This window comes from Pseudomonas sp. LW8 (assembly GCF_041956865.1).
GTDB lineage: Bacteria > Pseudomonadota > Gammaproteobacteria > Pseudomonadales > Pseudomonadaceae > Aquipseudomonas > Aquipseudomonas siliginis.
Genome location: NZ_CP168138.1, coordinates 451446 through 464612, shown reverse-complemented (window position 1 = coordinate 464612; position 13167 = coordinate 451446). Strand labels below are relative to the sequence as shown.

Below are 13167 nucleotides of genomic sequence, written 5' to 3'. Positions count from 1 at the left end.
GCAGTTAAAACTGGCCAGCAAAAAGCGCCGACCACACAACGAAGTCAGCTAAGCTGCTTCATTGACCGCCTGGATTGATCCAGAATAAAAGTGAGCCGCTCTTTATCACCATCGATACAAAGGCGGTGCTCCGTACCGAACTCATCGAACACGGCAAACTCGAATGCGCTTTCATTTTCCCGTGCTGCTTGCGGGTCAGCGGAAAGATACTGAACAAGGGTTAATTGCCCAGGCACCTTATTGATAGGGACGGTAACGTAGCTCAGGGGACTGCGGAATGTTGCTTGCACGCCATATATCGGTGCCATATAGCCATAAAAAACTTTGCGACTACCTTGTATTCCGGGGATATTACCGGACACATAGACTTGCACCGCCTCTTCGGAATCATAAGGATCAAGTTTCACCTCACTGCTGTACCAGTCAAGGAGGTGAATCTGCCTGCCTTCAGCGCGCAGGGCAATATGATAATGCTGAATCGAATCGTATCGACCCCTCTGCCGTTTCTCATCATACTTGCTCAATGAAAAGCTGCTCAGCGAGTACTCTTTTGGAGGAATCGCCTCCAGCGTGACACTGCTGTCGAAACCAACCCCATTACTTCGCAATACCACGCCATTCAAGGAGATCTCGGCAGCCACTTCCATAATTCCAGGTCGGGAAGCCGAGACCCAGAACTGGAAAATCTGTACCGGATCTGCGGCGTTGCTTACCTGGTTGTCACTGACCCGCGGGACTTCTGTCAGGCGCGTTGCCCCACCCGACATTTCGTGAGCGTAACGATTTTCCTGAATCGAAACACTCCAGTCTCCCTCCAGAGGCCGAGCACCGTTGTAGGCAATCAGCCGCAATGACGGCAATGCAGGATGTCCATGCAGCGATACGCCGTCGCCATTGTTATCGATACCGTGCAGAAGCACCAATACACGCACCTGCATGCGACCGTTGGCATAAAGCACTTTGTGCTGGCCATGATTTGTGGCGTCGAGCTTTACCTCGATACGGGAAATACCAACTTGCTCATCAAACATCTGATAACACCTCAGCCGATTAATATATTTCGCCCTTCAAGGGCTGGGCAAAGTATTAACGTCGAATTTAAATATAAACAGCCGCGACATTTGACATTTTGTGAAAAAGCAAACTTTCAACATCATCTTTAATAATTCACACAGATGCTAATAACTTCAAAAAATGCGATCTGCATGTTACGAGATTCAACACTAAGCCTTTCGCCCCTTTGATTCTGGCCCACGAAGGCCTGTTACCCCTTCCGAATTCAATCAACCCGAACCGGAAGGGGAGTCAGCGAGTAGCTTATGTTTGCCAAATCATGTTGGCAGCGTGATCGATCCGTTACTTTCGACAACACTCAGTCGCTATCTGGACCTGTCGAAAATCCGCTCTCCGATGACTCACTATCGGAATCAACGTCTGAAACTGTTTCTTCCGTTTGGATTTCCACTTTCCGGTCCATACTGGAATTTTCAAGATATTGATTAATCCGCCGCATCGACTCGTCACTCAGCGGATTGTTCAATAAACCAACATATAGATCTTGAGTATCCGGAATATCGAACAGATCGCCCCCTATGTCTGAGATATTATTATCCTGTAACGCCATGACCCGAAGATCTCCAAGCCTGTCTATACCGGAAGGCAGGCTGGAGAGATTGGCGTTATATAGCATCAACTCGGTCAAACCTGTCATGAAGCCTACATGCGGAGCAACTGTCAGAGGGTTGTTGGCCAGATTCAACAAAGTGAGTGTCTCGATCCTGGACACACCTTCAGCCGTCGCTTCAGATAATTCAAGCGAGCAATCGTCCAGCACCAGTTGACGCAACTGGCGCATTTGGAATATCCCTGACGGGAAGTCCTCCATTTTTATGCCAGTGACCATCAAATATTGAACATTGGGAAAACTGTCAAAAAAAGCGCCGATGCGTGCGCCTGGCGTTTCCACAGTCAATATCAACTCTGTTACATAGTCGAACCTGGCGGATAATCTTGGTAACTCACCAGTAAAATCGACATGATGGGAAAAATGATAGTCACCGTAACCCCACCTGGAAACCGACTTGCGTCGCCAGATATCTTGCAGTTTTGCGCTAAATTGCTCGCGAGCCTGGCGCTGTTCTGCGATCTGCATTGCGTCCTGCAAAGAGTCCGCTTGGGTCGATAATCCTTCCGCACTCCAGATCGCCAATTCATTGCGCAATATTGCGAGGTCTGTCTCCAGGCGCGCTAAAACTGTGGACGGCTCAGATCCCAGGCGCTCGGAAACGAACGCGGCCAACTCCTTGTCAGCAAGCTGCGGATAGAGGCTACGGACACGTTCCACAACGGATCCTGTCAACATCGGGTTGACATCGCCGCCGCCTCGCAGCCCCGCTTGCGCGTATTGGGCGCTGGCCGGAACAGCCGTTACCTGCACCGGTGCCAGTCCCAACAATTCGCTCACGCGTTGGCGCGACGGCAATGGCTGTGCGCGTACCAGTTGCCGCAGCGCCGCACCACCGCCCTGCGCTACACCGAGCAACTGGCGCTGCCCGGGCAGTAAAAGGCGCCAGACGGCGGCATACAGATCCATCCGATCCTGGGGGGACGCGATGCCGCTGCGTTGGATAACGTAGCCTTCATGCTGACGAATCAATATGTGACGCACTGGCGATCGAGCATCGCCAATAGCACTCAATGACTCACCCTCTGACGCTTGCAGACGAATCTCGATACGAATCTGTCGCGGCCACTGATCAAGCTGCCCGAGCATCTGCAAAGCCAGTTGGTCACTGTCCAGGCTGGCTACCGCATCCAGATAGATTCCTTCGCACGCCCTGGCGAGACGCACCTCGCGTAGCGCCACCAGCGTTTTTTCTGCCATGTGCCTCGGCATTCCCGGCCGCAGGCGCAAATGCCTATGGTCGGCGGCACTGGCCTCTCGCCACAACGCCTGAGCAATCGTCTTGGGCAGATGAGGAAAAATCCGTCGTATCTGCAACGTATTGTCATCGCAATCGAGTTCGAACGCCCGCTCGCTCTGCTCAAAGAGCAAAGCGCGGGACTGTTCGATAACGCGCTCGCTCAGATCAGTTGCCTGTAGCGTTAACAAAGCCTGCAGTTGTGAATCGGCCTGCGCACGCACGGTCGGATCGGAATGTTGCACTTGGGTGATGAAATGGCGGATCTTTTGATCGAGGGCGAAGCGCCTCGCTGTGTCCTGCAGCAATGCCAGCGAAGCGGGATGAATGTCGGACCTGTGCGCCATCATCGCGTCGACGCCGCTCACGGCAAATATGCGTTGGGTCACCAGTGGAGGAAAATCCTTTATTGAATACTCCGTGCCGGGAAGCTCTGTCGTGCGATTTTGTCCGGTAAAGACAGTTGCAACTGGATTGGCCGACTCAGGATCATCCAGCGGATGCCACAAACGGCCCTCGCTGTCAGGCCTCAACAGCGGACCGGAAGGATGCAGTTCTCTGGCATGTGTGGCGCGAAACAGGCCGCTCTCGGGGTCTCGGACCACTTGTACGATGTGATTGTCAGCGACGGCAACATACTGACGCTGCTTCATGATTGCGATGCCCCATGCATCGGTCTCGTCGAGACGCTCTTGCGTGGGTATCCAGTAGTTCTCCAGCGAATTCCTTGCGGACACACTTGCGAACTCGTCGATCGTGGAATATTTCGGCCTCGTGCTCACACTGATGACAGGCATCACTGCAAGCGAATCTGAAGAAGATAGCGAAGGCAAGGGTCCCTGATGATGTGCAACAGTCGAATGCGGCATTGTCGAAGACGGGTTCAGAGCCCGGGGCAGGCCATCCCCGCTGGACTCGATGGGTCTGGTTGGGGCAGATACAGGTTTGATTTTCGGCGGTTTGCCAGTCATGAATGCTCATCCTTGAGGAGTGGTGACGCTGGCCACACATCGCTGCGGGGCCAGCGCAAGACATCAGATAAAGCACTTTCGTGCATATGCCTGATCATCGAACATGGCAGCTTATCTGCAGCCGCGATGCCAAACGCATATACAGCTACTACATCCCAGGACATTGCATCAATGGATGATGAAACTCAGCCTCGCTGAAGAGACAAATTGCGCTCATAAAAACTCACGCGAATCGCCAACTTATGCCCGGTACCATATTCATCGATAGCGATAAAGTAGAGGACACTTCCATATTTTTGCGCGCCGGTATTTTCCGAGTATTCGGATAACGCCTGCACAATAGTGAGTTCTCCGTCGCTTTGCGTATTTACTTTGTAATGCTTGTGATTCCATGTTTGCGCATCGCCGGTGAAAGCATATACAAACGGATCACCCCTATCAGGCAAGGTGACGGTCACACTGGTTTTTTCGGGACGGACGAAAATGCACTTCATATAATTTGTTTTGATTTCGTTAAGCCTGTTCCCGCCCGCAAAATCGAGGTTTTCGCCCTCTTCAGCCCCCTCGACCATCCAATCGACCAGGCGGATTTGCTTCCCGTCCGGGTACAGCCCCAGATGGTACTTCCAGATACGATTACCAGGCGACTCATTACCAATCCTGTTCTGATACAACTGAAAGACTCCATATGTCGCGGGCTTTTCAGCCTCCAGAGTCACGCTGCTGTAATAAACACTGGCAGGGGTGGTTCCGTTGCTCAAAATCCTCTCCCCGTTGAGAGACAGGCGCGCACCGACCTCAGTCGTTCCGGCGCTCGACGAGGAAACCCAAAACGTACGCACCTGTGGATGAACGCTGTCATTCTCAAGTTCATCATCGTGCCTGTCCAAGGCATCCGGTGCAGGCCGTGCCTCACGCGTAAACCGCCCTTGGACTGCGCTCGCGACCCAACCATCGCGCAAGGTCTTGCCGGTCGCGTAATGAATAAGCTGGATGCTTTCCATTACATCTTCCGGTACATGCACAGCGTTGCCGTCGGCGTCTACTCCGGCAACGAGCACCTGAACTTTGACTTGCATCCGGCCATTAGCAAAAAGTGCCCTGCTTTGAGTGTTATCACTGGCGTCAAACTTGACCTTCAGACTGGACAACCCCACAAGAACGGGCGAAGTGCTTTGTTGATTACCTGTAGCATCCATGCTTTCACTCATAATACAGCTCCTCTGTGAGAATATAACTTGATAGTGACATCGAAAACATGTCAGCAAAAAAAGTTACATACCCACCAAGAAAATATCAAAGTGAAAAGTGTAAGAAATATGCGCGCACCAGCCGCCGGCAACTCATATGCCTTTAAACCAGCCTCCAATACACCAACGCAAGAATGATCAATGTTCGTCGTTATAGACGAACTTCGGCATTTCCCAATGGAAACGGATGGCCAGCAGACGTAACAGGAACCCGCCAAATAAAGTGATCAGAATGGCTTGTTCGCCCGGCACATTTATATAGAGACAAAACATGTAGCACCATGCCGCAGCGAATGAAACACTGGCATAAAGTTCGCGGCGAAATATCAGCGGAATGTCATTGCAGAAAATGTCGCGCAGGATGCCGCCGAACACACCGGTGATGACGCCGCTGACCGAGGCCACCAGCATGCCGTGACCCATTTCCAGCGCGGTCATGCAGCCGATCAAGGTGAACGCCACCAGCCCCACCGCGTCGAGCACCAGAAACAGCGAGCGCAGGTGGCGCATCCAGCGCGCAGCGAATACGGTGAACATCGCTGCCACCGAGGTCAGCACCAGATATTCTGGATGTTTGACCCAGGTCAGCGGGTAGTGCCCGAGCAACACGTCGCGCACCGAACCGCCACCGAGCGCGGTGATGCAGGCGATCAGCACCACGCCGAACCAGTCCATGCCACGTCGTCCGGCGGACAGCGCGCCAGTCATGGCTTCGGCGGTAATGGCGATCAGATAGAGCATCAGCAACATGATGGCGGTCCAGGCAGGAAGGCGCGCAGTCTAGCCATTTCGGCGCCGCACCAGAAGAGGGCGCGCCTCTCGCGGCCGGCTCGCGTCCAAATAAGCCGCATTCCATGTGGGAGCGAGCCTGCTCGCGAAAGAGTCAGGGCTGATGCCGCCGCCTCAGAACTTGATGAAGTGCTTGCGGTAGTGCTGCAGCTCGGCGATCGATTCGCGGATGTCATCCAAAGCCAGGTGGGTGCTGCCCTTCTTGAAGCTGTCGCGCACATCCGGCGCCCAGCGCGCGGCCAGTTCCTTGAGCGTGGAGACGTCGAGGTTGCGATAGTGGAAGTAGCTTTCCAGCGCCTTCATGTGGGTATAAAGGAAGCGACGATCCTGGCAGATGCTATTGCCGCAGATCGGCGACTTGCCCTTCGGCACCCACTTTTCCAGAAAGGCGATGGTCTCAGCTTCTGCCTCAGCCATGCTGATGCGGCTGTCGCGCACACGCTGGGTCAGACCGGAGTTGCCGTGGGTGCGGGTGTTCCACTCGTCCATGCGCGCGAGCACTTCATCGCTGTGATGGATGGCAATCACCGGGCCTTCGGCCAATGTATTCAGCTCACTGTCGGTGACGATGGTGGCCATTTCGATGATGACGTCGTTGTCCGGGTCCAGACCGGTCATTTCCAGGTCGATCCAGATCAGGTTCTGCGGATTTTGCATATTCGGGCTCCTAGGCAATGCTGCGCAGTTTAGCCTAGGCCGGTGGCCGGGCGTGCTAAACTCGCGGCCGTTTTACCTAATCGCTGCATTCTTCAGACGGAACACCCATGGCCAAACGCCAACTCAATCGTCGTCAAAACTGGCGCATCGAAAAGATCCAGGGCGAGCGCGCCGCACGCGCCGCCAAACGCGAGTCCTCGGCGGTCGAAGCCCTCGAGGGCGGCGACCTTGGCCCAGAGCAACACGGCCTGGTGATCGCCCACTTCGGCGTGCAGGTCGAAGTCGAAGCCGTTGACGGCGAACTCGCCGGTCAAGTGTTCCGCTGCCACTTGCGCGCCAACCTGCCAGCGCTGGTCACTGGCGACAAAGTGGTCTGGCGCGCCGGCAACCAAGGCATTGGCGTGATCGTCGCGCAACTGCCGCGCAGCACCGAACTGTGCCGCCCCGACAGTCGTGGCCAGCTCAAGCCGGTTGCCGCCAACGTCGACATGATCGTCATCGTTTTCGCGCCGCTGCCCGAGCCTCACGCCAACCTGATCGACCGCTATCTGGTCGCCGCCGAACATGCCGGCATCCGCCCGCTTCTGCTGCTGAACAAATTCGACCTGATCGACGAGCAGAACGCCCCGGCGCTGAACGCGTTGCTGGCGGTGTACCGCACGCTGGGTTATCCGGTGCTGGAAGTCTCGGCTCACCACGGCGATGGCATGGAGCAGCTGCAAAAGCAGCTCGACGGGCGCATCAGCGTGTTCGTAGGTCAGTCCGGCGTCGGCAAGTCGTCGCTGGTCAACAGCCTGCTGCCGGAAGTCGAAACCCGCGTCGGGCCGTTGTCGGAATTGTCCGGTCAGGGCACGCACACCACCACCACCGCGCGCCTGTTCCACTTCCCTGGCGGCGGCGAACTGATCGACTCCCCGGGCATCCGTGAATTCGGTCTGGGCCACGTCAGCCGCGCCGATGTCGAAGCCGGTTTCATCGAGTTCGATGACCTGCTCGGCACTTGCCGTTTCCGCGACTGCAAGCACGACCGCGAACCGGGTTGCGCGCTGCTCAAGGCGCTGGAAGATGGCCGCATCCAGCAGCAACGGATGAACAGCTATCGCTCGATCATCGCCAGCCTGCCCGAAAACGGTTATTAAACCGTCGCGCCGGCAGCCCCGCACCACGGGCTGCCGGTTGTCGGACCGCATCTGAATCAGTTCTCCCCCACTTAAACATAAGCCTCTGCTGTAGGCTTTTGCGCGGCTGCTTGCAGGACCTTTCTGTTTTGCCGCGCAGACCTTGTAGGCCTGAGCCAGCGGCCTACATTCCTTTCCTCCTTCGCTCACAGCGACCTTCGAGGAAAGCCATGCCAACCTGTGTTTTATTCATCCGCCATTCGTCTCGCTACATCCACGCGTGCAGTGCCCACAGCATCGTCGGCGCGATCCGCCTGCACACGGTGGTATGAGCATGCGCAAGGCACTGTTCATCGGCATCAACGATTACACGCATATCGGCGGCCTGAGCGGCTGTTGCAACGACGCCATGGCCATGGCTTCGGTGCTGAAAACCAATGCCAACGGCGACCCCAACTTCAAGAATGTCGTGTTGACGTCCGCCGAGGATTATTTGAGCCGGCAAAAACTCGAAGATCAGATCCGCGAGTTGTTTTCCGGTGACTGCAACGTCGCCCTGCTGTATTTCGCCGGCCATGGCGGTTTCGACGCCGACACTGACGAAGGCATGCTGATACCCCAGGACTACCGCAACGCCAAGGACGGCATCCGCATCAGCGACATCCTCAACTGGGCGGACAAGGCCACGCGGATCAAAAACAAAGTGATTATCCTCGACTGCTGCGAAAGCGGTTCGGCCGGCGAAGTGCGCGCCTTGCGCAGCGAGAGCAGCATGGTCAGCGAGGGTATGACGATCCTCACCGCCTGCAAAAAAGCCGAGCCGGCAATGGAGGGCGCGCAGCACGGCGTGTTCACCGGCCTGCTCCTGCAAGCGCTGCACGGCGGCGCGGCGAATATCCTCGGCAAAATCACCCCCGGCAGTCTGTATTCCTTTGTCGACAACGCCCTCGGCGCCTGGGAACAGCGTCCGGTGTTCAAGACCAATGTGTCGCAGTTCATTTCCCTGCGCGAAGTCTCGCCGCTGATCCCCAAGGAGATCCTGCGCAAATTGCCCGACTGGTTTGCCGAAGCCGAATCGGTCTACCCGCTCGACCCCAGCCATGAGCCCACCGAAAAGGCGTTCGTGCCTAAACATGGCGAGGTCTTTGCCCAGTTGCAGAAGTGCAACCGCCACAGCCTGATCGAGCCGGTCGACGCCGAGCACATGTACTACGCCGCCCTCAACTCCACCGGCTGCCGCCTGACGGCACTCGGCGCCTATTACCGCGAACTCGCCCTCAAAGGACATTTCTGATGCCAGTCTTTATCAGCTATCGCCACATGGATCGCGCCCATGCGATCGCCATCAACACCCGCCTGACCCAAGCGAAGATCAGGACATATCTCGATGTCCTCGATCCGGAATCGCAGACCACGGACGACATTACCGGGGTCATTACCCGCAACATCACCGAGTGCACGCATCTGCTGGCGGTGGTATCGGAGACAACTGCACTGTCGTGGTGGGTGCCGTTCGAAATTGGCGAGGCGACGATCAGCAATCGGCGGATCTGTACGTTCAAGACCGGACCTGCGCAACTGCCGATCTATCTGGACAAATGGCCGAAGCTGAGCACGGCCAGCGATCTGGATTTCTTTATCGATGCGTATCGTGATGAGGTGTCGAACAAGCGGTCGATGGCGCTGGATTCGATCAGCGAATCGGTCAAAGGGGCTTACAAGCGCGATGCAGAGATGTTTCATGAACAGCTGAAGAACCGGATTCGTCGGGGATTCTGAGACTGTGCCGGCCTGTGATAGCCACAAAAAAGCCGACATCACTGTCGGCTTTTTTTCACTCACTGCTTCGGCGCAGGCGCCGCCCCACCCGGCTCAGCCGGTTTCGGCGCCGCATCGTCAAACAGATTCAACCGCTCGCGCAACTCGTGAGCCGGCACTGGCTGTTTGTCCGCCGGCAACGCATTCGGATCAACCGGGGCTGCCGGAGCAGCACCGTTCTGCCCCTGATCCGCCGGTTTCGCTGCCTCAGGCCCCTGCGCACCTTCGATGGCGGCCTGGGCTTTCTTGGTCAGCACGACAATATCGATCCGGCGGTTGACCGGGTTGAACGGATTTTCCCGATCGAACAACGCCGATGAGGCATAACCGACCACCCGCGCCACCTGCGCATCCGGATAGCTGCCCGCGACCAAGGCACGGCGAGCCGCGTTGGCGCGGTTGGCCGAGAGCTCCCAGTTGCCGTAGTCGCCAGTGCCAATGTACGGCTTGGCGTCGGTGTGGCCGCTGATGCTGATCTTGTTCGGCACCGCTTTGATGGTGTCGGCCATGGCCAGCAGGATGTCTTCGAAGTACGGCTTCAGGCGTGCGGAACCGGAGTCGAACATCGGCCGGTTCTCGGCGTCCATGATCTGGATGCGCAAGCCGTTCGGGGTGATTTCGAAGAGGATCTGATCCTTGAACTTCTGCAGTTGCGGGTTCTCGTCGACCTTGTTCTGCAGTTCTTGCAGGAGCAGTTCGAGACGCTCCTTCTCGACCTGCTCGGCCATGCCTTCAACCTGATCGGTGTCGACCGTAACCTTGTCCGGTTGCGGTTGCGACTTCACTTCCGGGTTGAGGGTGTTTTCCGGCGCCAGGGTCGGCGTGCCACCCAAGTCGATGATGTACGGCGTGCCGCTTTCGGAGAAGCCGACCGGGTCCTTGAAATAACCGGCGATGGCGATCTTCTGTTCCGGCGTAGCGGTGGACAGCAGCCACAGCACGAGGAAGAACGCCATCATCGCCGTGGCAAAGTCGGCGAAGGCGATTTTCCACGCCCCGCCGTGGTGCCCGGCGGCAATGCGCTTGACGCGCTTGACGATGATCGGCTGATTATTTTCCATGACTTAGCGACCGCGAACCGCTTGTTCCAGCTCGGCGAAGCTTGGACGGTGCGCCGGGTACAGAACCTTGCGCCCGAACTCGACCGCCAGCGACGGCGGCATGCCGGACGCCGAAGCCACCAGCGAGGCCTTGATGGCTTCGTAGACGTTGAGCTCTTCCTTGGCATCGTGGGCCAGGGAATGCGCCAGCGGACCGAAGAAACCGTATGCCGCGAGAATACCGAAGAAGGTACCGACCAGTGCCGCACCCACGTGCAGACCGATCGACGCCTGGTCGCCCTCGCCCAGCGAGGCCATGGTCACCACGATACCGAGTACCGCCGCAACGATACCGAAACCGGGCATGCCGTCGGCGATGCCGTTGACTGCGTGCGATGGGTGCTCGAGGTCTTCCTTGAGGCTGTACAGTTCCATGTCGAACAGGCCTTCCAGTTCGTGCGGAGCCATGTTGCCGGAGGACATGATGCGCAGGTAATCGCAGACGAACGCGGTCATGCGTTCATCCTTGAGCACCGCCGGGTACTTGGCGAAGATCGGGCTCGCGGCGGCATCTTCGATGTCGCCTTCGATTGCCATCATGCCTTCACGGCGGCTCTTGTTGAGGATTTCGTAGATCAGCCCGAGCACTTCCAGGTAGAAGGTGTGGGTGAAGCGCGAACCGAACATGCTCAGGGATTTCTTGAGCACGTGCATCGTCATGTAACCGGGGTTGGCCTGGAGAAATGCGCCGAGGGCCGCACCGCCGATGATCATCACCTCGAAGGGCTGGATCAGAGCGGCAATCTTGCCGTGGGAGAGCACGTATCCGCCGAGCACGCTCGCGAATACGACGATGATGCCGATAATTTTAGCCATAGGTAGAAGGTACTTGTTTAAGTCGGGTTCAAGGTCATATTCGGAAGTTAAAAAATCTCTTCTTCTACTTATCGGCAAAACTGCGCCAGACTATAGCCAGTTCAGGCGAAAAGCCAATTTAGCCCATGCCGGGCGCGTCTACAGTCAGTGAAGATCTCGTCCAGACATGGCTAATGAAACGAACATTCCATCGGTAATACCGACCACGCTCCAGGCTTGGGTCAAGCTGCTCGACAGCGTCCGCCTGCCCGTACCACAAGAGGCTCACGACAAAGTCTGCCGGGCGATCCGCGACAATCGCAGCTCGCTGCGCGACATCGCCGATCTGATGCAGGACAGCCCGGCGCTGGCCTTGAGCGTCATCCGTGAGGCGAATCGTCACACCCACGGCACCATGGCCGCGCCGGCGGAAAATCTTGAGGTGGCAATCAATCGCCTGGGCCTTGCCCGCACCGAAGAATTGCTCGCGCGCCTGCCCGCCGAACCGCACCGGCAAATCCCCAAGGCTTTGCGCCAATTGCAACTGATCAGCCAACACGCGACACAACAGGCCAACGGTTTTTTTGCCAGTCGCCTCGCGCGGCTGTGGCAGGACATTCATTGGGGCAGCTTGCTGTTTTTGTCGCCGCTGTGGCCCTTGGCACTGACGTATCCGCAGTTGCTCGAGGAGTGGGAACTGCGCGTGATCCACAAGGGCGAGTCGGCACGTGTGGTCGAAAAGCAATTGTTCGGCGTGCGCCTGTTGAAGATCGCCGAGGCACTGGTCCACGCCTGGCATCTGCCGATCTGGGTCGAGCAAGGCTACAAATTGCTGCTCAGCGAACAACGCGAACTGGTCAAAGTGCTGCGCATCGCCCGCGACAGTGAACACCCGCTGCGCCAGCAGAATCGCCTCGACGATGACCCGACATTGCGCCGCTGGCTCAACCAGCCGGCGAATACCGTGCTGCTGGCCAATGGGCTGGCGCTGTCGGCGCAACAGGCCTGGGACAGTCCGCACAGCAAGCGCTGGCAGTACCTGACCAGTCTCTATCTGCAGATTTCCATGGACGAAGTGCAGCAACAGTTGCACCAGCAAGCGGCGAACAGCGCGCGTCAGCATGCGATGCCTGATCTGTGGCACCCGGCGGTTTCGCTGATCTGGCCGTGGGGCACTCGTCGCTTGCCGGCCGGCATGCTCCCGGCCGCAGCGCCGAATGCGGATGATCTGGGCCAATGGCGTCGGCAATGCGCCGAACTGCTCGCCGAGCCCAGCCGCTTCACCAATGCCATGAGCCTGACCGTCGCCGCCCGCGAGGCACTGGTGGCCAGCGGCATGCGCCGGGTGATAATTCTGATGGCCGACCGCACGCACTCGACCCTGCGCGTACACCAGACCGCCGGTTTGCCGAAGGATGCGGCGGCGCTGAGTTTTGTCGTCAGCCAGAGCAAAGTCCTGCAACGCCTGCTCGCTCAGCAGGCGCAGGTGCGGATCACGCCGGAGAACAACGCACAATTCTCGGCCTTGTTACCGGCGAGCCTGCGCACGCTGTTTCGTGGCGAACATCTGTTTCTGCGTTCATTGGTCAACAATGGTCGGGTGATCATGATCGTCGTTGCCGATCAGGGCGGCGGCCCCTTCGCCGACATCACTGTGCAAGCCTTCGGCAAAACCGCGCAGTGCATCGAAAAAGCCCTGCACAGCTTTAGCAGCCGTGGCCAATGAGCCTGCGCTACAATCCTCCCCT

The 13167-nt window shown here is 57.4% G+C and carries 11 protein-coding genes; 4 read left to right on the top strand and 7 right to left on the bottom strand.

Annotated features, from left to right (window positions below; all coding sequences use genetic code 11):
* Positions 1–44 precede the first annotated feature (44 nt).
* The 5 genes from AB9L16_RS02235 to orn form a co-directional block, all read right to left on the bottom strand.
* Positions 45–1031: a hypothetical protein gene (locus AB9L16_RS02235; RefSeq protein ID WP_375123041.1), complete on the bottom strand. Its 987-nt coding sequence runs from the start codon at positions 1029–1031 to the stop codon at positions 45–47.
* 341 nt (positions 1032–1372) lie between these two features.
* Positions 1373–3892, bottom strand: coding sequence for a hypothetical protein (locus AB9L16_RS02230; protein ID WP_375123040.1), 2520 nt, complete (start codon positions 3890–3892; stop codon positions 1373–1375).
* Between the two features lie 185 nt (positions 3893–4077).
* Entirely contained in the window at positions 4078–5103 is a 1026-nt protein-coding gene (locus AB9L16_RS02225; protein ID WP_375123039.1) for a hypothetical protein, read from the bottom strand.
* A 177-nt stretch (positions 5104–5280) separates the two neighbouring features.
* A complete protein-coding gene (locus AB9L16_RS02220) occupies positions 5281–5895 on the bottom strand; it encodes a trimeric intracellular cation channel family protein (protein ID WP_177342722.1) in 615 nt (204 codons plus the stop codon).
* A gap of 150 nt (positions 5896–6045) precedes the next feature.
* Positions 6046–6588, bottom strand: coding sequence for an oligoribonuclease (orn, locus tag AB9L16_RS02215; RefSeq protein ID WP_016771957.1), 543 nt, complete (start codon positions 6586–6588; stop codon positions 6046–6048).
* 107 nt (positions 6589–6695) lie between these two features.
* Here orn and rsgA point away from each other — a divergent pair, with 107 nt between their 5' ends.
* The 3 genes from rsgA (at position 6696) to AB9L16_RS02200 (ending at position 9485) form a co-directional block, all read left to right on the top strand.
* Positions 6696–7727, top strand: coding sequence for a small ribosomal subunit biogenesis GTPase RsgA (gene rsgA, locus AB9L16_RS02210; RefSeq protein WP_024011360.1), 1032 nt, complete (start codon positions 6696–6698; stop codon positions 7725–7727).
* A gap of 313 nt (positions 7728–8040) precedes the next feature.
* Entirely contained in the window at positions 8041–9000 is a 960-nt protein-coding gene (locus AB9L16_RS02205; protein ID WP_375123038.1) for a caspase domain-containing protein, read from the top strand.
* Positions 9000–9485, top strand: coding sequence for a toll/interleukin-1 receptor domain-containing protein (locus AB9L16_RS02200; RefSeq protein ID WP_041480739.1), 486 nt, complete (start codon positions 9000–9002; stop codon positions 9483–9485). Before AB9L16_RS02205 ends, AB9L16_RS02200 begins: the two co-directional genes overlap by 1 nt.
* A 59-nt stretch (positions 9486–9544) precedes the next feature.
* Here the strand turns inward: AB9L16_RS02200 and motB are convergent, their stop codons facing one another.
* Positions 9545–10585: a flagellar motor protein MotB gene (gene motB, locus AB9L16_RS02195; RefSeq protein WP_073471668.1), complete on the bottom strand. Its 1041-nt coding sequence runs from the start codon at positions 10583–10585 to the stop codon at positions 9545–9547.
* A gap of 3 nt (positions 10586–10588) precedes the next feature.
* The gene (gene motA / locus AB9L16_RS02190; RefSeq protein WP_024011357.1) at positions 10589–11440 is read right to left on the bottom strand and encodes a flagellar motor stator protein MotA; all 852 of its coding nucleotides are present in this window, start codon (positions 11438–11440) and stop codon (positions 10589–10591) included.
* 166 nt (positions 11441–11606) lie between these two features.
* Here motA and AB9L16_RS02185 point away from each other — a divergent pair, with 166 nt between their 5' ends.
* Complete coding sequence (locus AB9L16_RS02185; RefSeq protein ID WP_353187902.1) at positions 11607–13145, top strand: HDOD domain-containing protein; 1539 nt, start codon at positions 11607–11609, stop codon at positions 13143–13145.
* The last annotated feature ends 22 nt before the right edge of the window (positions 13146–13167 follow it).